The 22038-nt window shown below is 47.9% G+C and carries 18 protein-coding genes; 16 read left to right on the forward strand and 2 right to left on the reverse strand.

Annotated features, from left to right (window positions below; all coding sequences use genetic code 11):
• Nucleotides 1-74: 74 nt before the first annotated feature.
• From BM056_RS04215 to BM056_RS04235, 5 genes are read left to right on the forward strand one after another with little or no spacing between them, the layout of a single operon-like run.
• Nucleotides 75-1328, forward strand: coding sequence for an ABC transporter substrate-binding protein (locus BM056_RS04215; RefSeq protein ID WP_165613371.1), 1254 nt, complete (start codon nt 75-77; stop codon nt 1326-1328).
• A 3-nt stretch (nt 1329-1331) separates the two neighbouring features.
• Nucleotides 1332-2078: an ABC transporter ATP-binding protein gene (locus tag BM056_RS04220; protein WP_092469022.1), complete on the forward strand. Its 747-nt coding sequence runs from the start codon at nt 1332-1334 to the stop codon at nt 2076-2078.
• Entirely contained in the window at nt 2065-2772 is a 708-nt protein-coding gene (locus BM056_RS04225; protein WP_092469024.1) for an ABC transporter ATP-binding protein, read from the forward strand. Before BM056_RS04220 ends, BM056_RS04225 begins: the two co-directional genes overlap by 14 nt.
• A 17-nt stretch (nt 2773-2789) precedes the next feature.
• Nucleotides 2790-3662 (forward strand): branched-chain amino acid ABC transporter permease, encoded by an 873-nt coding sequence (locus BM056_RS04230; protein ID WP_092469026.1) that lies wholly within the window; start codon nt 2790-2792, stop codon nt 3660-3662.
• Nucleotides 3663-3668: 6 nt separating this feature from the next.
• Entirely contained in the window at nt 3669-4670 is a 1002-nt protein-coding gene (locus BM056_RS04235) for a branched-chain amino acid ABC transporter permease (protein ID WP_092469027.1), read from the forward strand.
• A gap of 184 nt (nt 4671-4854) precedes the next feature.
• Here BM056_RS04235 and BM056_RS04240 read toward each other — a convergent pair whose 3' ends face one another.
• Complete coding sequence (locus BM056_RS04240; protein ID WP_092469029.1) at nt 4855-5964, reverse strand: toxic anion resistance protein; 1110 nt, start codon at nt 5962-5964, stop codon at nt 4855-4857.
• Nucleotides 5961-8396: a YceG family protein gene (locus tag BM056_RS04245; RefSeq protein ID WP_092469030.1), complete on the reverse strand. Its 2436-nt coding sequence runs from the start codon at nt 8394-8396 to the stop codon at nt 5961-5963. Before BM056_RS04245 ends, BM056_RS04240 begins: the two co-directional genes overlap by 4 nt.
• A 510-nt stretch (nt 8397-8906) precedes the next feature.
• Here BM056_RS04245 and BM056_RS04250 point away from each other — a divergent pair.
• The 11 genes from BM056_RS04250 (at nt 8907) to BM056_RS04300 (ending at nt 22029) form a co-directional block, all read left to right on the forward strand.
• Nucleotides 8907-9971, forward strand: coding sequence for a permease (locus tag BM056_RS04250; protein ID WP_238456310.1), 1065 nt, complete (start codon nt 8907-8909; stop codon nt 9969-9971).
• Nucleotides 9972-10844 carry a TIGR03943 family putative permease subunit gene (locus BM056_RS04255; protein WP_092469032.1) on the forward strand — a complete coding sequence of 291 codons (873 nt, stop codon included), beginning with the start codon at nt 9972-9974 and terminating at the stop codon, nt 10842-10844.
• Nucleotides 10845-11129: 285 nt separating this feature from the next.
• Nucleotides 11130-12314, forward strand: coding sequence for a YibE/F family protein (locus BM056_RS04260; protein WP_238456294.1), 1185 nt, complete (start codon nt 11130-11132; stop codon nt 12312-12314).
• Between the two features lie 191 nt (nt 12315-12505).
• Nucleotides 12506-13930, forward strand: a complete 1425-nt coding sequence (locus BM056_RS04265) for a Wadjet anti-phage system protein JetA family protein (protein WP_092469035.1) — start codon at nt 12506-12508, stop codon at nt 13928-13930.
• A gap of 785 nt (nt 13931-14715) precedes the next feature.
• A complete protein-coding gene (locus BM056_RS04270; protein WP_207648129.1) occupies nt 14716-15822 on the forward strand; it encodes an isocitrate/isopropylmalate dehydrogenase family protein in 1107 nt (368 codons plus the stop codon).
• A gap of 137 nt (nt 15823-15959) precedes the next feature.
• Entirely contained in the window at nt 15960-17057 is a 1098-nt protein-coding gene (locus BM056_RS04275; RefSeq protein ID WP_165613373.1) for a mandelate racemase/muconate lactonizing enzyme family protein, read from the forward strand.
• Between the two features lie 30 nt (nt 17058-17087).
• Entirely contained in the window at nt 17088-18347 is a 1260-nt protein-coding gene (locus tag BM056_RS04280) for a 3-isopropylmalate dehydratase large subunit (RefSeq protein ID WP_092469040.1), read from the forward strand.
• A complete protein-coding gene (locus tag BM056_RS04285) occupies nt 18348-18851 on the forward strand; it encodes a LeuD/DmdB family oxidoreductase small subunit (protein WP_092469042.1) in 504 nt (167 codons plus the stop codon). It begins immediately after the preceding gene.
• Between the two features lie 55 nt (nt 18852-18906).
• Nucleotides 18907-19908 (forward strand): tripartite tricarboxylate transporter substrate binding protein, encoded by a 1002-nt coding sequence (locus BM056_RS04290; RefSeq protein WP_092469044.1) that lies wholly within the window; start codon nt 18907-18909, stop codon nt 19906-19908.
• Between the two features lie 95 nt (nt 19909-20003).
• Entirely contained in the window at nt 20004-20495 is a 492-nt protein-coding gene (locus tag BM056_RS04295) for a tripartite tricarboxylate transporter TctB family protein (RefSeq protein ID WP_092469046.1), read from the forward strand.
• Nucleotides 20496-20526: 31 nt separating this feature from the next.
• Entirely contained in the window at nt 20527-22029 is a 1503-nt protein-coding gene (locus BM056_RS04300; RefSeq protein WP_092469048.1) for a tripartite tricarboxylate transporter permease, read from the forward strand.
• The last annotated feature ends 9 nt before the right edge of the window (nt 22030-22038 follow it).

Raw genomic sequence — 22038 nt, forward strand, 5'->3', positions numbered from 1 at the left:
AAGGAGGTAGCCGGGTGTAGGGGATAGTTGAATTTATGGCTGAACTTAAACAGAAAAAGCAGGAGGTGCGTTTGATGAGAAAATTAGCAATAGTGTTTGGTTTGTTATTAGTTTCCCTGTTGGCTGTGGGATGCGGTTCTTCCGGCAAGAGCGGCGGCTCTGCAGATGTAATAAAAATTGGTATGGTTGGCCCGTTAACAGGCCCGGCGGCAGAAGCCGGCATTGCGCTAAAACAAGGTGCCCAGCTTGCTGTTGATGAGTGGAATGAAAAAGGCGGCATAGCTGTTGACGGGAAGAAAACCAAGGTGGAAATATTGTTTGAAGACTCGCAAAGTAAACCGGAAGCAGGAGTCAGTGTTGCTGAAAAATTAATTACCCGGGATAAGGTAAATGTTTTAATCGGGGATGCTTTTGCGAGCTCGGTAACCATGGCGGTTATGGAGTTGGCTCCCAAGTACGGCATTCCGGTAATGAGTATTGAGCCTGTTAGTGGCGAAATAGCCAAGAAAGTAAAGTCCGATCCGGAGAAATATGCTACTTATTGGAAAGGTGATTTTAACAGTGATGCATATGGACAAACAGTATTTGAAACATACCAATACTTAGTTGAAAAAGGATTATTTACTCCAAAAACAAAAACGGTTGCCTTTGTTGTTGAAGATACCGACTATGGGAGATCAAATGCGGAAGTTGTGAAAAATCTCTTTGCGGGTATTGGCTGGAATTCTGTGGCTCTAGAGACTGTTCCGTTGGGTTATACTGATTTTTACCCGCAGTTGAATAAAATTAAGAATTTAAATCCTGATGTTCTGGTATCTTGCTTTACATCACTATCCTCCGGAGTTGCTTTGGTTAAGCAGTTCCAAGAAATTGGTTTAACCGCCAGTCACATGGCCATTTATTACCCACTCAGACCGGAATTTACCGAGCAAGCAGGTAGTGCTGCGGAAGGATTGCTGTGGACTCCGCTGATTTTTGATCCCGAGAATCTGGATCAGCAAAAAGCAATGGCGGATCAAATTAAATCCAAGTATGATGCTGTTCCTAATTACGACCACGCTGCCGGTTATGATGGGATCAACAACATGCTTAGCGCAATTGAGGCTGCCGGTTCCTTGGAACCTAAAGCGATTGTGGCAGCTCTGAGTGAAACTGACCGCAAGGGTGTTCAGGGCCGGTTTGTTTTTGACCAGGAAAGCCATACCATCAAGGCTGGCGAAGAGTTCGTTCCTGTACCCACTGCTCAAATTGAGGGAGGTAAAAATTGCATTATCTGGCCTGAAAACGTTGCCTCTCATGAATACACTAAACAATCTTGGGTGAAATAGTTTATGAGTCAAAATATAATTCTTCAAGTTGATGAGGTTTGGAAAACTTTTGGCGGGCTGGTTGCCCTTGGTGGAGTTTCATTGAAACTCCACCAAAATGAAATTTTAGGTCTGATCGGACCAAATGGAGCAGGCAAAACTACACTATTTAATGTGATCGCGGGGGCATTTCGACCCGATAGGGGGACCGTTATCTTTAAACATGAGAACATAACCGGTCTTAAGCCTAATCGCAGGTGTCATTTGGGGATTTCCCGAACCTTTCAAATTCCGAAACCATTTTTAGATATGTCCGTACTGGATAACGTAGTTGTCGGCGCTTATTTTGGGTCGGCCCGCCGGATAGGGATTGAGGCAGCCCGGGATGCCGCCGTGGAAATTCTAAATTTCGTAGGTCTGGATAAGCAAAAGGATTATCCGGCCAAAAATTTGACCATCGGTGAGAGGAAAAAATTAGAGTTATGCCGGGCTTTAGCTGCCAAACCTGATGTACTTCTCCTGGATGAAGTGGTGGGCGGTCTTCACTCTTCCGAAGTAAAGGAAATAATGGAAGTTATCAAAAGAATTAACCAATCGGGAGTTGCTATTTTAATGATCGAACATGTGATGAAAGCAGTTATGGGTGTGTCGCAGCGCATCGTTGTACTGCAGTACGGCAAGAAATTGGCAGAGGGTACACCTGACGAAATTGTGCAAAATGAAGAGGTAATAGCTGCTTACCTGGGAGGCAAAAGGGATGCTGCAAGTTGATTCGATCAACGTTTATTATGGAGACGTTCAGGTACTATATAATGTGTCTTTGCAAGTCGGCTGTCAAGAAATCGTTGCCCTGCTAGGCTCTAACGGTGCCGGTAAAACAACTACCTTAAAAACTATAACAGGACTGTTAAAGAAGCAAACAGGGAATATTTCCCTGCAGGGAAAAACACTGGAGAAAATGCCGGCCTACCAGATGGTTTCTCATGGGATAGCTATGGTTCCGGAAGGTCGCAAGCTATTCCCCAATATGACTGTGCGTGAGAACCTTATGATAGGAGCGTTCCATCCTGAAGCTTTTGCCAGGGCCAAGGAAAGCATGGCATGGATTTTGGACATGTTTCCCCGGGTCAATGAACGTCTTAATCAATTGGCCGGTACGCTATCCGGTGGCGAGCAGCAGATGGTGGCCATCAGCAGGGCATTAATGTCCCGCCCCAGGTTATTATTGCTGGATGAACCTTCCCTGGGTTTAGCCCCTAACTTGGTGGAACAAATTTTTGATACGATACAGGAGTTGAATATAAAACAAGGGCTAACAGTATTAGTGGTTGAGCAAAATGCCCAGATGGCTCTTCAAATAGCCCACCGGGCCTATGTACTGGAAAATGGGGAAATTGTATTGTCCGACAATGCCGATCAATTGCTTAACAGCGAAAAAGTGCGAGAGGCCTACCTTGGCCTATAGTAAGGTGGTGAAAATAGTTGGGTTTAGAAGTCATAGAACAAATTGTTAACGGGCTGGTTTTGGGTTCAATGTACACTCTTGTAGCAAGTGGCCTCTCACTAATCTGGGGCTCCTTAAAGATGTTAAATTTTACGCATGGGGAATTTTATATGCTGGGTGGATTTATGACCTATCTTGCCATTACTTCAATGAAACTGCCACCCCCCATTGCTTTGTTGTTTGCGGTTATTGTAGTGTTTATTCTCGGCGCTTTTTTTCAAAAGGTATTCATACGCCCGCTAATTGATAAACCGGGATGGGATGTCAGTCATATTGTAATGACCCTTGGCCTCTCAATATTCTTACAAAACTTTGCGTTAAACGTTTGGGGAGAGAAAATTCAAAATGTGCCGTATTTTATTTCCGGAAACCTTGAGGTCTTGGGGTTGCGCCTGTCTTATCAAAGGATAATGATATTGCTGGTGACTATCATAGTTATGTTTCTGTTATCCTTCCTGCTTAAAAAAACCCGGTTGGGTTGGGCTCTCAGGGCAACGGCACAAGACCGGGAATCAGCTACGCTGTACGGCATCAATATTCATAATGTTTATATGTGGACTTTGGGACTAAGCGCCGCATTAGCTGCATTGGCAGCGGCAATGTTGACACCTATTTTCTCTGTTAACCCCTGGATGGGCAGCGCCATACTGACTAAGGGCTTTATTGTTTGTGTCCTTGGCGGGCTGGGAAGTCTCGAGGGAGCTATTTTAGGAGGAATTATCCTCGGAACAGCGGAAAGTTTATGCGTCTTAGTTTGGTCATCTGAATGGAAAGACGTTGTTTCCATTGCCATTCTGGTACTGGTGCTATGGTTTAGACCTGCAGGATTATTTGGCACGAAAGAGTGGTGATAAATATTGAATCCAATTACCAAACAAAACCCCGCAAATCTGCTAAAGGATTTGATTAACAGCCGGTGGCTGGTGGCAGCCTTTTTGATCTTATTGCTGATTATGCCTTTTCTGGTCCCGGACCCGTATGTAATCCATATTCTTATCTTGGCTATGATGTATGCCGTGCTGGCCGGCAGTTGGAATTTTCTTTGTGGTTACGTTGGTATTTTTAGTTTTGGGCACCAGGCTTTTTTTGGCATAGGAGCATATGTTTCCGCGTTGTTAAGTATGCATCTGGGAGTTTCGCCGTGGCTCGGGCTAGTCATTGGCGGTATGGCAGCCGCAGCGGTTAGTGTTATAATTGCCATTCCTTGTTTACGCCTGCGAGCTGCGCCATATATCGCCATTGCTACATTAGGCATGGCAGAGATTATCCGGGTTGTAGCTCAGAATCTGGTGAGCTTGACTCGTGGAGAATTAGGGTTATGGGGTATTCCCGGATTTACCAAATTTACTCTGCCTGTATTGGGTGAAGTAAATTTTAGTGGTAATAGAACTCCCTATTATTTTGTTATGCTAATACTATTCTTTTTAATTACCGGAGGCATCTCCTGGATTGTCAGATCTCCTTTTGGTTTGTCTCTTAAATCCATTCGGGAATCCCAGGATGCTGCCGAAAGCTTGGGTGTAGACGTGGCGTTCTATAAAATATTAGCTTTCATTATAAGTTCCTTTATTGCAGGGGTAGTCGGCAGTTTTTATGCCCATTATATTTTGATACTCACACCCTCGGCTGTTTTAAGCACCGGGGTTGTAGTTGAAATTATTACTATAACCCTGGTTGGGGGGCTTGGGATTATCTGGGGTCCGGTGATGGGAGCCTTTGTGCTAACATTTGCCCTTGAGCTCCTTAGATTTCTTGGAGATTATAGATTGCTTTTCTATGGAGCCGTACTGGTATTGGTTATTTTGTTTTTGCCTGAAGGGATAGTTAGAAAGATATTCCCGGAGAAAAAATTGGTATAGAAGGTGCCGGCAGGTGAAAGCAATAGCTAAAAGCGCCAGAAAGTTTCTTGATCAAACACGAACCCACGAGACTGCTGCTACACTGGCGGTCTCGTGGGTTCGAAGTTTTTATGGGCTTACAGAAAATACGAGCTGATGTTTCCTGGCAGGCGATCGTACAATAACGATACTCGTATATCTAACATTAATTAAGCATTTTTTTATTTTTAAATTCTTCCTTGAAAGCAAGCAGCTTTTTGCTGTCTTCAATTCTTTTCTGGCGCATGTCCTCTTGAATTTGCTTGGTATCTTCAATCCCCTTGACGATTGTTTGCCAGGATTTTTGCAATGTTTCCACGCTGACAAAACTGCCGGAGGCCAGCTGGGCTGTCATTTTGGATTGGAGAGCCGTATTTTCGGCATTTCTTAAAAGGAGTTCGTTGGTTTTTTGATCCAGCGCTTGCATCGCCTTGGCTTGAACGGCTTGTCTCTTTAACATAATAGATTGGATCAGGCACTGCTTGAATATCGGCAGCGTAATAATGAAGGCGGAATTTATCTTACGCACTAAATTATAGTTGCCGTTTTGAATGGACTTGATGCTGGGCATGGTTTGAATGGCAATATTTTCAGCCAATTTTAAGTCATGCACCCGCTGCTCCATCATCTCCAGCATTCTGCCGGCATTATTCACCGCCACCTGGTCAAGCTGGTTGCCGCTGGCTTCGGCTTTGCTTTGCATTTGGGGAATGATATTATCTCTCATTTCATTAATCGCCAGTTCTCCGGCGTAGATGTATTGCTCTAGCTGCTCGTAGTATTCCAGGTTTTTAACGAACATTTCCTCCAGGTCGGCATTGGTTACGTTAATTTCAGACTCGTATTGTTTCAAGGTGACATAGATTTTATCTACTTCGTCACCCATAGTGTGGTACTTTTTAAATAATGCCTCGATAGAGTCTTTCGCTTTGTTGAACAGCTTGCTTAAGAAGCCCTGTTTATTTTCTTCGAAGTCCTTGATGTCAAACTTGTCCATGATCCGGTTAAGCTGCATCAGCATATCACCGGAGTCTTCCACTTTGGTGGTTTCCATGCTGTGTAAAATTTTGTCGGAAAACCTGGCTATTTCCTCAGTAACGTTGGCGCCAAAGGTCATGATGGTATTGGCATTGTCAAGATCAATTTGTTCTATAATATTGTCCACTTCAGGCGATCTTTCGACTTTGACTGCAATTTCCTGTTTTTGTTTCTCCAAATCAAAAGGAGCTACTTCAATCGCCTGTTCATTTTGCCTTTCGGGTCTATTAATTTTCAATGAAACTTCCTCCTTATTTTTTGTGAAACATTATTTAGGAAAGCACTAAGTTTATTTTCTTCAGCCGGCAAATCAGCGAAGTCCGGTACCGGTAAATCCAGCTGTACTGCCGGCAGCTGGTGGACATCCAGCAGTTCTTCCTTCAGTTTAAGCTCAAGGTTATTGTAGTTGGTTGGTGTAAAAATGGCAATGTCTATTCCCACCAGGTTAAGAAAAGCGATAATTATGGCGTCTTCATCACTGAAAATATCCTTGGTGCCGTCATAAATAATGAGTTTGGGCACTTCCGCAGGGAAATCAAAGGTTTCTATCAGCCGTAAAATACGATCATCCATAGTTAAAACGGCCATTAGTATTTTTAATCGCAATTCTTTGTCATTGCCGCTGTTAATAAAAACATCCGCTTTAATCAGCTCATCGGTTTTATTGATGATAAACTCCTGCAGTGCGGTTTTTAAATAGCTAAACCGGTAAAATTCACTTTGGAACAGTTTTTCTCTGTCTATCAAGCCGGAGCTGTTGAATAAAAAAGCCGACGCATATAAATCCCGCTTGCTGTAGCTTACCTTGGTAAAAGGAACGCTTGTTATGACGTAAGTGTTGCCGGCTGTTGCCAGCTCTCTGTAATCATGCCAGTACTGTGGCAATTCTTTATGGGTACCCCTGATCTTGGCAAAGAGGTTGGGCACATAAACATTGTTATCGGCCACTTTAAACTCCGGCCGTATCTTTGCTTCTTCCCGCCAGAGAATTTTCAACTCATCGTAGGTGGTTTTTAACGTTACCGGTTTGGTCAGGCTGTGCTCGAACTGCCAGGGCTTAAATAATCCCACGTCTCCGGTGTAAATAACCTGCTCTATTTCCCGGGCGGCGTTATAGGCAACTGTGGCTTTCCTCACTGTTCGTTCATGTTGGGGGAATTGTTCCAGTGCCGCACTATGCTCATGTTGGATCAGTTTGGTGTGGTTCTGTTCAGGGTCAATTTGTTTAAAGACATGATCTTTTTGTACATCAGAATTAACATATAAAACATCACAGCCGATTTTGGAGAGATAAATTAACAAGTATGCTTCATGGCATTTAATGTTGCCATAATATAGGATTTTGGGGCTGTCCTGAAAATCAAAGGACTTATATAAAGCAGCAAAGTATTTATTGATCCAGCCAATTAATTTTAACGCAAAATTTTCTGTTTTGGATAGGCTGCTGCCGGCCTCTGTTTGATCAAACAAGTCGATGGTTTCCTTAAAGGCTGTTTTGATGGTGTTCTGTAAGGGCTGGCTGGCGGTAGCCGGTAAAATTCCGGCATTGATAATTTTGTTGATTAAAAGCTCCTTCTCGCTGCCGTGCAGCAGTGTTGTCCGCGCCTGCCCCAGTTTGGATTTATACAGTGCAATTGCTTGATTCCCGGGCATAGCCACATGGTCCGTCAATCTGATAAAGCCGTTTGGTTTGTTTTGCAGAGTTTTATCCAGCCGGTAGAGGGTATTGTAATATTCGTCCACTGCTGAATCTATGCTTGCGTTGATGCCAATGTGCCTGTAAAAGTATACAGGTATAATGGGGGCCGGGTTGCCCAGATAGCCGCTTCTTTTATTTAACGGCAGCAGCAGGTCCCTGAATATGTCACTGGAGCTTTTAAGTTTAACCACGGCGGTATGGCCGGTGACGGGCACTACTTGATCCAGCGCATCCAAATTCACCGGCTCTGTTGGCTTGGTTATGGCCTTAACCGGCGGGTGGTCAAGTTTAACTTTGATGCTTCCCTCCATGAGCATGGAAAACCGGTTACTGTTATCCACTTTGGAGTAATCTGAATCGGAACAGGGATTAATGTATAAAACATCACAGCCTATTTGGGACAACAAAATCAGGTAATAAACACAGTGCTTTTTAATGTCGCCATAATATAATATTTTGGGGTTCCAGGGTGAATTGGTTTGGTATAATTGCGGGATATGTTCGTGCAGCCATAGCAGCAGCTTGGAAACAAAATTTTTTACCATACTGATATTAACAGACGGTTCATTTTTTAGATACTGGGCAAGGACAGTTTTAAAAGGCCCTTTTATTTCTGCGGCAGCTGTAGGAAATAAATTGTCCCTTGCCAGGATATCGCACAAAGCGTCTGCCTGGATATCGTTTAACACGGCCAGGGCATTGTTGATGCCGCCGGTCAGGTTTTTATTAAAAGGGAGCGGGATGTCTTCAATAAAATAAAGATATAAGCTGCCCAGGTTGCTAAGTCTCTCATGCAGCAGGGTTGTTTGATTAATAAATTCCGTCTGGTTGTTGAAGCCGATGATTCGGTAAAAGAAAACGCTTTTGCCGTTGTCCCGGGGACGTTCTTTTAAAGGTAGCAGTAGATCATTATAAATATCCTTTGATTGCTTTAACACAATCTGCCTGTCCCTATTTCTGCTAATCTTCATCAAAAACTACCCTTTCCTATCAAAAAACTATCTGTTTTTAGTATCTCATGTTTTAGTATCTCATGGTATGGCTAATCTGCCAACACCTTTGACATTTCTTCTTATTTCAATAAAGAAGACTTGGTTCAGGTGGGGTTTTGACCCATACGTTGGGGACATTCCTCGACCCAAAAGTTTAACCCATAAGCAGAGGTGTGTCCCCTGACCGCTAAACCTTAGTCGCACTTATTTCGAGCTTACAGCCTGTTAATCCCCGACCTAAGAGGGAGGGGTTTTACAGGCTGTGCGAAGATTAATAGTTGATCCTTGACAATTAATATTTTGCAAGATATAAGTAATAATAAATTGTAATTAGGAATATTACTATTTAGGAGACGGTATGACCAAGGATGATTATGCCATTGAGCAGTTTTGCGAAGCATGGCTTTGGGATCTTCGGCTATTGCGAGTTATGTAGGGAAAAGCGGTAGCAGGATAAGCTTGGGCGAGAGGGGGGAGATGGGATTGCGTGTGTTGATATTAAATGTTAAAAAAATAGCTGTTTCTTTTTTAATGCTGTCTTTGGGTATATATATTGCCTGGCACCTGGCAAAATTTTTAACAGCGGCAGTACACTTAAATAATACCGGGATGAATATAGCCTGGTCCGATCTGTTAAATTTTAAGATAATTTTTTTGAGCATAATTATTGAGGCACTGCCATTTATTCTGATCGGAGTCTTTGTATCCGCTGTTCTGCAAAATTTCGTTTCAGAAGAGACTATCCGTAGAATTCTGCCCCGAAATAAAATGGCCAATTTACTGCTGGCCAGTTTTTTGGGGATTATTTTCCCCGTATGCGAATGCGGCATAGTTCCGATCACCCGCAGGCTCATCAGTAAGGGGGTACCTCTTTACAGTGCTGTTACTTTTATGCTGGCCGCACCCATTATTAACCCGGTAGTTGCCTCTTCGACAGCGGTTGCCTTCAGCGCCGCCCCCCCAATGGTTTGGTTTAGATTGGGACTGGCTTTCTTTGTTTCGTTCGTTGCCGGGCTGCTTTTAAGCTTCTGGTTCGACAGCAGGGAACTGAAAGGCGGTGCACTGCAAAGCCTCTGTGGCTGCGGTTGTACTCACGATCACCATAACTATAATTACCACGCACGACCAACTATGGCGACTAAATTAATTAACACCTTCCAGAATGCCTGCGATGAGTTTTTCGACATGGGCAAGTATCTGATTATGGGTGCTTCCCTGGCCGCGCTGGTTCAAACCTTTGTGTCACGGGATATTATACTTCATATTGGTCAGAATTCACTGTCATCTATAGCAGCCATGATGACTTTCGCCTTTGGGGTTTCCGTTTGCTCATCAGCCGACGCTTTTATTGCCGCATCATTTGCAGGCAACTTCACTACCGGTTCACTGCTCGCGTTCATGGTATTCGGTCCCATGATTGATATGAAAAATATCCTAATGATGCTCAGCGCTTTTAAAACTCGTTTTGTGCTGGCGCTGGTTGTGATTATTGCTCTTTTGGTTATAGGCAGTACTTATTTGATTAATTATATGTCAACCGGGGGTATGGGGTAGATGCAAAGACAGGTGTCTTATAATAAAGAAGCTTTGTTAAAATCTTTAATTCTGTTGGGATTTAGTGTGTTTCTCTTTTGGCTTGTGAAAAGTAATAATATTATCTATTATATTAACCCCCGATTTGCAGGGCTTACTAAATTGGCGGCAGTGCTGATTTTTCTGATGTTTCTGGTGCAGGCAGGCAATTTTTATCTGCAGACGCATTCAGACCATCGTCATGCTCATGCCGGCCGGGGCAGAAGTAAACTGGTTTTTTTACCGTTCGTGATCACCCTATTGATGGCTTTCCTATTGCCCAACCAAGCTCTTGATGCCGGCATGGCTCAAAATAAAGGAATGGATCTTGGTTCGCGGACCGCCGTTTCTGTCCAGTCCGGCCAAGCCGGTGCAAACCCGGGTAATGCGACTTCTGCGGAAACAAATAACAGCGATGCGAATAGCCGGGGCTACACCGAACAGGATCAAAATCCCGTGCAGACTAAGATTGATGAACTCCGTCAGGCCAGTTTAATACAAGTCAGCGAAGAGAATTTTACTCTGGTAAACAGTGAAGTCTACACTTATCCGGATAAATATGCCGGCAAAGAAATCACCATGCTTGGTTTTGTGGTTAAAGATCAAAAGTTCCAGGCCGAACAATTTGGCTTGGTCCGCTATGTAATTACCTGCTGCTCTGCTGACGCTCTGCCTGCCGGGTTTTTATGCGAATATACCAGTGCGCCTGATTTTAATGAAGGCGATTGGCTGAATATCAGGGGAACAATTGAATTGGGAAAATATGAGGGCGAAACCGCCCCGGTCATTAAGGTTGCTTCTATTAGTGCAGCACAACAGCCTGAAAACCCGTATATCTATCCTGTTTATTTTTGAATTTAAAAAGAAATTATACAAAACACGAGCAAATTACTGCCAACATAAAATGACAGCCGATGTCTGAGTGTTACTTTGGGTATTTGATACCCTAATAAGGCAATACCCGCAAAACCCAGGGTTTGGTTATAAATGAATAATCTTCAAAAGACAAACATAACAATTAATCATATTCGTCATTAATATGTGCCTTCGGCTGTCTAGTGCAGCTACATAAAAGTCTTGCAAGTGAAAGCCAACGCTTTTAAAGCCAAGGGATTTTAAATCTAAGGAATGAGGGTTTTTATGATTAATCGGGCGTTATTTTTGTTACTGGGCACAGTTATATTGACCATCATGGGCATATCTACGGCTTATGGCCAGGAAAATGAACCGGAAGAGGATTGGAATGCAGGCCAAATTATCAGGGCCGAGGTTCTCGACGTACATACTGAAATGGAAACCGGAGCGGCAACGGGAATATCGGGAAAAGAGAAAAATCAATTGGTTACTGTTAAACTTATAGGCGGCCAATATAACGGACAGTTGCTTCAGCTCCCTCACGTGGTAATGGATCAACCGGGCTACGATATAGAGGTACGGCCGGGGGAAGAAGTTATTGTATATGTGGAATATGATGGAAACAACATAAAAAATGCATACATTGAGGATTATGCGCGGGACAAGAAGTTATTTTATCTCGTAGGGTTATTTGTATTGCTGTTAATATTAATAGGAGGTAAAAAGGGGATAAAATCGGTTATCTCCCTGGCCATTACCGGGGGGGCAATTTTTTTGGTGCTGCTTCCCTTGATATTTCGGGGTCATGATCCCATCGTAGTAACCATCCTGGTATCTGCCGCAGTGGCTGCAGTAACACTGATCATGATTGGAGGAATATCCGTTAAAACAATAGCGGCCATTATTGGCACCACCGGTGGAGTTCTGACAGCGGGAACACTGGCCTTTATTGTAGGTACGGCTGCCCGGTTGACCGGTTTCAGCGATGAGGAGATGCATATGCTGCTGTATATCCCGCAGCAGGTAAATTTCGATTACCGCGGTATATTATTCGCAGGTATGATTATTGGCGCGCTGGGCGCCGTGATGGATGTGGGGATGTCCATCGCGTCTGCGGTCGAAGAAATAAAAAAAGCAAATCCCTTCCTGAGGGCAGGTGCGTTAATTCGGGCAGGTATGAACGTTGGCCGGGATATTATGGGCACCATGGCAAACACTTTGATTCTGGCTTATACCGGTGGGGCTATTCCGCTCATGCTCGTATTTATGGCTTATAATATGCCTTTTATTAAAGCAGTTAATCTTGACTTGATAGCTACTGAAATTGTGCGTGCTTTGGCGGGGAGCATCGGGTTGATACTGGCTATTCCAATTACGTCAATTATTGCCGGTTTATTGTTTGGACAAATGAAGGTTCAACCCCAAGAAGTTTATGATTATAGAAATGAGAAGGGCCCTTTAAATTACTGATAGGATTTTAAAAAACCATTGCCGGCATACTGTTTCCGGCAATCCTGATGTGTTTATCCGCATACAAACCCACCTGAACCATCCATAACCTAATTTCCATATATCGCTGCGAAGTAGCGGTCTTTCTGATATATTATTAAATTATAAGTGAAATTCAGACACCAATCAGAAATGGGCAGTGGATAATGCAAATGTACGGCAAGGATTTTTTTGCGCGGGTTCCGGAAAATTTTTTTTCGATATTTAGCCGCAATCTCAAAGAAATTTATGTGGATTTGATATTTTTGGTCTACCAGGAGTATAACCAAAGAATTTATACCCTGTCGCGGGATCACATTATCGAGCTATTTACGGAATACCTGGAGAGTATGGGGGAGCAAACCTGGCAGGTTGACGAAGATAGCTCCCCGGAGGAAGCGGGAAAAAGCGCCCGTGAGCAGGCGCTGCAATATTTGCGCCGGCTGGTGGATTCGGGCTGGCTGAACCTGGAGCCGGAGCTTGATTATACTTTTAGAATATCCATCCCGGATTACGCCATTGTCATGCTGGAAGCAATGAATAAAATCCGCACGGGTTACCGGGTGGAATTTAAGGGCAGGATACTTAGCATTTATCAGAACCTTACCGGCAGCGAAGGGTTTTCCTACGTTGCCCTGCAGCAGGCTTATGAGTCTACGCAGGAGTTAATTGACGGTTTAAAAAGCTTAAATCACAGCATTAAAAATTATACCGAGAAGCTTCTGGAAGCTGAAGATGTGCGTGCTGTCTTGAGTCAAATTTTTGATGTGTACCAAACCAAGGTCCTGGGTGAGCAATACTACAGGCTAAAAACTTCGGAACATATCTCCAAATACCGCGTCGGTATTTTAAAGCGCACCAGGGAATGGCGTTCCAGCAGAGACGAGATCATCAGGCAGGCCGCTGTCATGGTGCGGGAAAAACGGGTGCCGGATACGGGAGCAGCCGAAAATCTTTTATATGAATGGACGGAATACATCGATACTTCTTTCGGCCGGGAGATGGACAGGCTGCTGAGTGAAATTGACCGGCGCAATGCCAGGTATGCCAGGTCGGCGGCTGACCGCCTCAGGTTTAAGCTGCACCAAGGCCGGGGTGCCGGTCAGCATATCTATACGGTGCTGGCTTATCTGGGTAAATTAGCTAAAGAGTCGGGCGAAAAAACTTTGGTTCCCGGGGAAATTACCGGTTTCATTGCTCTTTTCCCCCAGGTGGCAGTGGACAACCACAGCCTGAGAAGGCCGCCCGCGGCGCGGCAGACCCATAAACCCCAGCCGCTCCGCGCTGTTGCCGTGCCGGAGGAGGTACGCAGAAAACAGCTCCAGCAGTTTGGCTCAAGGGTGGCGGAAGAAGTTACGGTGGAACAGGTAAATAATTATGTGGATAATATCCTGGGTGAAAATGATGTCTGCCCCATTGAGCAGGTACCCCTCAACAGCCGCAACCAGTGGGTAAAACTAATTTACATTATCCTGTTCAGTCAGTCCCCCACGGCCAATTACCGCCTGGAAGGGGAAAGGGGAGAAACGGTTGCCATCAAGGAAGGGTCCATTGAGGTGCCCAACCTGGTTATTAAAAGGAAGGGGAGGAAGCGTTGAGCCGGTACCTGTAACCCTTTGCTTCTTCCTTTCTTAGCTACCATGAAAAAAAGGTTTTAAGTTACTTGTATCTGGCGATCCGGTGGTTCCCTTCATGCGCTGCGCTTACTTCGGGAACCACCGGATTACCTTGCCCGCGGTATCTATTTTTCATCTCGTTAACCGCCGCTAAGACTCCCGCCTCTACAGGCGGGAGTCTTAGCGGCGATAAACTCGAAATAAGTGCGACTAAGGTTCAGGTGGGGTCAAAACCCCACCTGAACCAAGTCTTCTTTATCATCTATCGTCCAAAATGCTCTGCCGGCGTATTCCTCTCACCCGCACGCGCATTATAATGATCTATCCCCCATATGGTATATCTCGTTTTCACTTTCCTCCCCAGCCTTTTTAATGTTTCTTGGCGCTGTAGCCGGAGGTTTAACTGCTTCCCGGCGCTATAGGTTCTATTAGGGCTTTCAATAGGCTTTCAAAGATCGCCTAATAATCTCCCAATAAGCTCCTTTTGGCGGGCTGTAAATAACGTTTAACAGTCTGTTGTTGGCTAATCTCGTTAACCGCCGCTAAGACTCCCGCCTCTACAGGCGGGAGTCTTAGCGGCGATAAACTCGAAATAAGTGCGACTAAGGTTCAGATGGGGTCAAAACCCCACCTGAACCAAGTCTTCTTTATTGCGCCTGTTGGGGCAGTGGCACAAAAATTGCGAAACATGAAAATTGTGAAATATAGTGAAATTGGATTAGCGTCCAATGTTATCAAAATACCACAAATGGAGAGAGGGAGAAGAGGTGGCAAAATATAGTATCGGAATTTTGCAGGGCGATGATATCGGACTGGAAGTTGTGCCGGTGGCGGTTAAGGTTTTGCAGGAAGCGGTGGACAGATATCCCGGAGTGAAAATTGACTGGTTGGACCTGCCGATAGGTTATCCTTCCTATCTTGAATGTGGTGAAACTATGCCCCAAAGGACACTGGATGCCCTTTATGATTTGGACGGCTGGTTCCTGGGGCCCATTGGCCACATGGCCTACCCGCGGGATGATCCCAAAGCGATGAATCCGCACCCGTTCCTGCGCCGGGAATTTGATTTGGTAAGCAACATACGGCCGACAAAATCATTTTCATCCTTGCCCTGTTTGCATCAGAGTGTCGATTTGGTCATTATCAGGGAGAATAATGAGGGCTTCCAGCCTGACCGTAATATGTTCAGAGGGACGGCCGAGTATATGCCCACACCCGATCTGGCGATGTCGGTGCGCGTCATTACCAGGAGAAACTCGGAATTCGCAGCCCGTACCGCTTTTGAGCTGGCCAGGCAGCGCAATAGCCTGAAGAAAGTAACGGCCATTCACAAAAACACTGTTTTTAAGTTAGGCTGCGGATTATTTATCGACACCTGCCAAGAGGTGGCAAAGGAGTACCCTGATATCGAATTTGAAACCATGGTGGTGGATACATTTGCCATGGCTCTGGTGATGCGGCCGCAAAAATACGATGTAGTGGTGAGTACAAATATGTTCGGTGATATCTTAACCGATGAGGCCGCCGGTTTGGTCGGCGGTCTGGGCATGGCCCCCGGGCTTTGCGTCGGTCCGCGCTACGTTATGGCCCAGGCCACCCACGGTTCGGCTCCGGATATTGCCGGCAGGCATATAGCCAATCCTTATGCGATGATCATGTCGGGGCAAATGATGCTTTCCTGGCTGGGGAATAAAAAGGGCGACGGTGAGGCAATCCAGGCCGCCCGGGACATCGAGCTGGGCGTAGGCAAGGTATTGGATGAGCTGGCAGCTGTTACGCCTGATTTGGGCGGCAAGGCCTCCACGGGAGAAATGGGAGAAGCCGTTTGTGCCGCTATGCGCAATCTGCCGCCGGGGGCAGGCAGCATTTACTAGCAGGAAGTTTTATTTTCTGCATGAAAACAGTAATGCCGGCCCGGTTCACCCCACCCTTGCGTATTGTTGCCGATCGCGGCGGTTGTTGGGGTTGCTTGGTAAAAAAATTGAACAATTAGTGATTGGAGGATTTTATCGTGAAAATTAAGTCAGTTGATGTGTATGCCACTGACTTGGATCTCTCGGGTGAGCACCGCAGTGCGCATACCCGGTATACCGTGACCCAGGACGTTTTTGTACGGATTGTAACCGATGAAGGCAATTGCGGGTATGGTTCCACGGCACCCAAATATTATATCACCGGAGAAACCCAGGATACCGTCATTGCTGTTTTAAAGAAAAGGCTGATACCGGCCGTAATCGGCCAGAACCCTTTTGATCTGGAAAAAATTCATGATGCCATGGACCATGCCATCAAGGGCAACACATCTGCCAAAGCGGCGCTGGATACAGCCATATATGACTTGATGGGCAAGGTTTTAAATGTACCGGTTTACCAACTGCTGGGCGGCGCCTACCGTATTGAAATGCCTGCTTTTGACCTTATTGGACTGTGGTCCCCCGAGGAGGCCGCTGCCAAAGTCGAGCAGCGGCTTGCCGAAGGTTACCGGGAGTTCAAAATCAAGGCCGGGCCGGACCCGGCAGCCGACCTGCGGCGGGTGGAGGCGGTGAGTAAGGCGGCGCCCGGGATACCGCTGAAAGTGGATGCGAACCAGGCCTGGAGCACCAAACAAGCAGTGGAGCTGACGCGTAAATTCGGCGAGTTGGGCGTATCGGTGATTGAACAGCCCGTGCACATGGATAATATCGAAGGCTTGTGCATGGTGAGAAACGCCTGTCCGCAGGTGGAAGTAATGGCCGATGAAAGTATGAAATCCCTGGGTGACGCCCTGCGGCTGATCCGGAGTCAGGCTGTGGATATGTTCAATATTAAGCTGATCAAAGCGGGGGGCATTTACCCGGCCAGGAAGATAGCGGCGGTGGCCGAGTCGGCCAACATGTGCTGCATGGCCGGCGGGACCATTCAGAACAGCTTGCTTGATGCCGCCACGGCACACTTTCTGGCCGCCACCCGCAATATTATTTTCAATGAAATCAAGTCTCCGCAATGGATTAAAAATGACATTGCCAGCGGCCTGAAAATTGTAGAGGGCATGGTGCGTGTCCCCGACGGGCCGGGGCTGGGCATGGAAATTGATGAAGAACGTTTGCAAGCCTGCCGCGTGGCCGGCTAGCTTTAAGATGTAAAATGGGAGGGAACAGTTTTGGGTAAGACTTTAGTTGAAAAGATAATTTCCCGCAACGCAGGGCGCGAAGTCAGCGCCGGGGAACTGGCCGTCTGTCCGGTGGATGTGGTAATGATTCATGACGGCACAGGAATTTTAAGCATCAAGGAATTTCAGCGTTTGGAAGAGGCGGGGCTGACCCTGGCCAAGCCGGAGCGCACGCTGGTCTTTCTGGACCATGCCGGGCCGTGCCCGCGCATGGAACTGGCCACCGACCATGTCAAGCTGCGGCATTTTGCCCGTGAGCGCAATGCCGTTCTTTATGATGTAGGACAGGGGGTCTGCCACCAGATTCTGGTGGAGAAGTGGGTCAGGCCCGGCACTGTGGCGCTGGGGGCGGACTCCCATACTACCACGGGGGGAGCGCTGGGAGCTCTGGGGACAGGCATGGGCTCAACCGATGTGGCCATGGCTATGGCCATGGGCGAAAACTGGTTCCGGGTGCCTGAAACCTTGCGGATTGAACTCGGCGGGCAACTGCCGGACGGAGTTTACCCCAAAGATGTTATTTTGTATCTGGCCGGGCAGATCGGCAGCGACGGCGCCACGTACAAGGTGCTTGAATTCGGCGGTCCGGCCGCTGCGGCGATGGAGATGAGCGACCGCTTTACCTTGTGCAACATGGCCATCGAGTTCGGAGGCAAGGGAGGTCTTTTCCCGTCGGACGAAAAGACCCGCGCGTATCTGGCGGCCCGGGGAAGGGAAGAAGACTGGGTCGCCCTGGCGCCGGACCCTGACGCCGTGTACGAACGTGTTATTAATGTCCGGCTTGAAACAATAGAACCCATGATTGCCAAGCCGCATACCGTTGACAACGTCTGTCCGGTGGGGGAAGTGCAAGGCCGGCCCGTTGAACAGCTTTTCCTGGGCTCCTGCACCAACGGCCGCCTGGAGGATCTTGAAGTGGCCGTTAACATGTTAAAAGGCAAGCGCATAGCCGCTTCCACGCGGCTGCTGGTTATGCCGGCTTCCCCGGCCGTTTACCGCGGCGCCCTCGACGCGGGTTATATCAAGGATTTCATGGAAGCCGGAGCGACGGTTTTGCCGCCGGGGTGCGGTCCATGCTCCGGGGTGCACCTGGGAATTCTCGGGGACGGGGAAAGCTGTTTAAGCACCACCAACCGGAACTTTAAGGGCCGCATGGGCAATCCCAACGCTTTTGTTTATCTGGCCTCACCGGCGACGGTGGCGGCATCGGCCCTGACCGGCGTAATTACGGACCCAAGGGAGGTAATATAAATGGATTATTTGGAAGGTAAAGCCTGGGTGTTTGGGGATTTCATCTCCACGGACCTGATTGCTCCGGGACGTTATTTTCACCTTAGATCCAACTTGCCGGAATTCAGCAAGCATGTTTTGGAAGACGCCAATCCTGATTTTCCGCGTCTGGTGCAGCCCGGCGACATTGTCGTGGCGGGCAAAAACTTCGGCATGGGGTCAAGCCGTGAACACGCGCCGGCCATCATGAAACTGGCCGGGGTGAGCGCGGTGCTGGCCGAATCATTCTCCCGCATCTTTTTCCGCAACGCTATTAATATCGGGCTGCCGGCCATAGCGGTGCCTTCCGGCGATTTTGTCGCTCAGGGAGAGCGCCTGAGGATTGATCTGGTAAAGGGCATAATTTATAACCTTGATCGGGATCGGGAAATACATTTTAATCCGCTGGCGCCCTTTATGATTAATATTCTAAATGACGGGGGGGTTGTCGATCACGTAATCAAGCACAAGGGTTTTCAGATTTAGCCGTTATTGGCAGAAAAGCAGCATTAGAAAATTATTGAGATTAGGGGGTTTGAAAATGAAGTTTAAACGAGGGATTTTGGTTTTGGTGTGTATAGCGGCCATCGCCGCGCTGCTGGCCGGATGCGGGCAGGGGTCCACGGACCAGCAGAGCGGGGACAAGGAACAGGCGGCCAAGGTCACTGATTACCCGAACAAGCCGATCACCATCATAGTGCACAGTTCACCCGGCGCCGGCGCGGACCTTTTCGGACGCCAGGCGGGTAAAGCCCTGCAAAACGTGCTCGGCAAACCGGTGGTGGTGGAGAATAGAACCGGCGGCTCGGGCGCCGTGGCCCTGCAGTACGTGGCCGATTCCAGGCCCGATGGCTATACTCTGATTGGGATGACGGATACTTTGATCACCACGCCTTTAAAAAACTCGACCCCGAAGAGTATTCACGACCTTGTTCCGGTAGCCCGGCTGGTGCTTGACGGAGATGTGATTTACGTTAATTCCGACAGCAATTGGGATTCTCAGAGCGTACTTGACGCCATTAAGGGAGGGTCTGCCAAATTTAAATTGGGCAGTCCGCAGGTTGGCTCTCCGGAATCCATAGCCGTAAACACATTGCTCAATCAATACAAGGCCAATATTAACGCAGTTACCTACGGCGACGGCTCCGAAGCTTTAATGGGTGTTCTCGCCGGGGATATTGACGCCGGCATCGCCGAATTGGCCGAGATCCTGCCGCAGCTTGAGGCCGGCAAGGTCAAAGTCGTTCTGGCCTTTAACTCGGAGCGGAACCCGGCCATACCCGATATCCCGACCTTTGTTGAAAGCGGTTACCCGGATGTGATTGTGGATAAATTCCGCGGCTTCAGCGCGCCCAAGGGTACGCCGCAGGAAGTTATCGACGTGCTGCAGCAGGCCTTTCAGCAGGTTATGGACGACCCGGATTACAAGAAAGCTTACACTGACAACCAGCAGATTCCCGCTTACCAGAACTCAGCGGACTTTCAGGCATTTTTGGATGAAACCGAGGCGAAGTATAAAACTTTCTTTGACGCCCAGAAGTAAAAGCAAGTTGGCTGGGGACGTGGAACTGCGTTTGAGGCGTCTGGCCTGATGTGGTTCCACCACCCCATTTGAGATCGGCAAAGGAGGTGAAGACGATGGCACGAGATCGTGTCACGGCGGTGGCGACGCTTCTGCTGGGCATCTTTGTCATTGTCAGCGGACTGAACATGCCCCGGGCAGCGCTGCACAGAGGACCCGGGCCGGGGGATTTCCCCCTTTTGATGGGAGTGCTGCTGCTGGTCCTGGGCGTGGCTTTGTTGGTAAACGCCGGACGAAAAAAGGCGTCGAAGGCGCCTGTGGAGGTTGCGGAAGCACAAAATGAGGTTGTCCAGTCTCCGGATGAGTCCGGGAGACCTTGGATCATAAGTGTCGGCGGTGCGGTGCTTTTACTGGTGCTGTACCTGTTGCTACTGCCGCTCCTGGGTTTTGTGCCGGCCACGCTTATTTTCAGTATGGCCTATCTTGTATTGTTATACGGACAGCGGTTTATTCAGAGTCTTGCGCCAACGGTATGCTTTACCGTTTTGTGCTACGTGCTTTTCCAGATAGTTCTTAAAGTGCCGCTGCCGACTTTTCTCAATCGCTAAAAAGCATAACTGATGGAAAGGAGGTTTGTCCATGGATGGATTTGAACAGCTGCTGCACGGCTTTGCGATTGCCGGTACGCCTGTGAACCTGCTTTACGCCCTGTTGGGGGTTTCGGTAGGCACACTGATTGGCGTTCTGCCGGGTGTCGGTCCGGTGACCGGCATCGCGCTCTTGCTGCCGCTGACCTTTGGCCTTAATCCGGTGAGCGCTTTGATCATGCTGGCGGGAATATATTACGGGGCCATGTACGGGGGGGCTATTACATCTATCCTAACCAGCATCCCCGGAGACAACCCGGCGGTAATAACCGCTTTGGAAGGGCATCAACTGGCCAAAAAGGGGCGTGCCAGTTTAGCTATGGGCGTGGCGGCCATATCATCCTTCACCGCCGGAACCATTGGATTGATTTTGCTGGTTTTACTGGCGCCGATCATTGCCCAGGTGGCCATCCGGTTTGGTCCGCCCGAGTACTTTTCGTTAATGCTTTTATCCTTTACCCTGGTGGCGGCCCTGTCGACCAATAATTTAATCAAGGGCCTGATTGCCACTGTGCTGGGGCTTTTGATTTCCACGGTGGGAATCGATATCATGTCGGGTGAACCCCGATTTACCTTCGGTTTAATAGGGCTGTTGGACGGTATTGATTTTATCATAGTTGCCATTGGTCTTTTCGCTCTGTCCGAGGTCCTGATCAGCCTGGAGCATAAAGCGCCGCCTATTCAGCGTCTGACGAACTTTCGCCTGCGGGAAATGATTCCGTCCCGGGCTGAATTCAAACGGTGTATCGGCGCCATCCTGCGGGGTACGGGACTGGGGTTTGTGGTCGGGATACTGCCGGGTGCCGGGGCGAGTATCGCTACTTTTCTGGATTACGGCATGGAAAAAAGTATCTCCAAGCACCCTGAGGATTTCGGAACCGGTGTGATAGAAGCGGTAGCCGGCGCGGAATCCTCCAATAACGCCGCGGCGGATGGTTCTCTGGTAGCCTTATTGACCCTGGGCATTCCCGGTTCCGGTTCGACGGCGGTGCTCCTGGGCGGGTTCATGCTGTTGGGAATCGCTCCCGGCCCCACCCTTTTTACGCAGCACCCGGACGTGGTCTGGGGGCTGATAGCCAGCATGTATCTGGGCAATGTAATGCTTTTGGTGATGAACCTGCCGATGGTGTCGGTATTTGTCCAGGTGCTGCGCGTTCCGTATCCGGTGCTTTCGCTGGGGATTATTATCTTTTCCGTGCTGGGAGTATACAGTGTTGGCAACAACATCTTCCAGCTCTGGCTGCTGGTATTTTTCGGGGTTTTGGGGTACGTCCTGCGCAAACTGGATTTTCCCCTCGCACCTTTGCTCCTCGGCGTGGTCCTGGGGAAGATTATGGAAAAGTCGTTTTTGCAGTCCCTGCTTCTTTCCGAGGGGAAATGGCAGATTTTCTTCCAGCGGCCCATTTCGCTGACCCTGTTGATTGCGCTGGGGATTGTGCTGGTTTTCCAACTGGTGCAGATTGCACGGCGTAGCGCCTACGCCGGCGGGAAGTAGTCCGATGAC

It is taken from the genome of Desulfotruncus arcticus DSM 17038, from assembly GCF_900113335.1.
In the GTDB taxonomy this organism is placed as follows: Bacteria; Bacillota; Desulfotomaculia; order Desulfotomaculales; family Desulfallaceae; genus Desulfotruncus; species Desulfotruncus arcticus.

What these genes read in the sequence shown, in the direction of transcription:
- BM056_RS04220 (WP_092469022.1), top strand. Translation starts at nt 1,332, where the DNA reads ATGAGTCAAAATATAATTCTTCAAGTTGATGAGGTTTGGAAAACTTTT.
- BM056_RS04300 (WP_092469048.1), top strand. Translation starts at nt 20,527, where the DNA reads ATGGATGGATTTGAACAGCTGCTGCACGGCTTTGCGATTGCCGGTACG.
- BM056_RS04215 (WP_165613371.1), top strand. Translation starts at nt 75, where the DNA reads ATGAGAAAATTAGCAATAGTGTTTGGTTTGTTATTAGTTTCCCTGTTG.
- BM056_RS04265 (WP_092469035.1), top strand. Translation starts at nt 12,506, where the DNA reads ATGTACGGCAAGGATTTTTTTGCGCGGGTTCCGGAAAATTTTTTTTCG.
- BM056_RS04245 (WP_092469030.1), bottom strand. Translation starts at nt 8,396, where the DNA reads ATGAAGATTAGCAGAAATAGGGACAGGCAGATTGTGTTAAAGCAATCA.
- BM056_RS04225 (WP_092469024.1), top strand. Translation starts at nt 2,065, where the DNA reads ATGCTGCAAGTTGATTCGATCAACGTTTATTATGGAGACGTTCAGGTA.
- BM056_RS04255 (WP_092469032.1), top strand. Translation starts at nt 9,972, where the DNA reads ATGCAAAGACAGGTGTCTTATAATAAAGAAGCTTTGTTAAAATCTTTA.
- BM056_RS04260 (WP_238456294.1), top strand. Translation starts at nt 11,130, where the DNA reads ATGATTAATCGGGCGTTATTTTTGTTACTGGGCACAGTTATATTGACC.
- BM056_RS04290 (WP_092469044.1), top strand. Translation starts at nt 18,907, where the DNA reads ATGAAGTTTAAACGAGGGATTTTGGTTTTGGTGTGTATAGCGGCCATC.
- BM056_RS04285 (WP_092469042.1), top strand. Translation starts at nt 18,348, where the DNA reads ATGGATTATTTGGAAGGTAAAGCCTGGGTGTTTGGGGATTTCATCTCC.
- BM056_RS04295 (WP_092469046.1), top strand. Translation starts at nt 20,004, where the DNA reads ATGGCACGAGATCGTGTCACGGCGGTGGCGACGCTTCTGCTGGGCATC.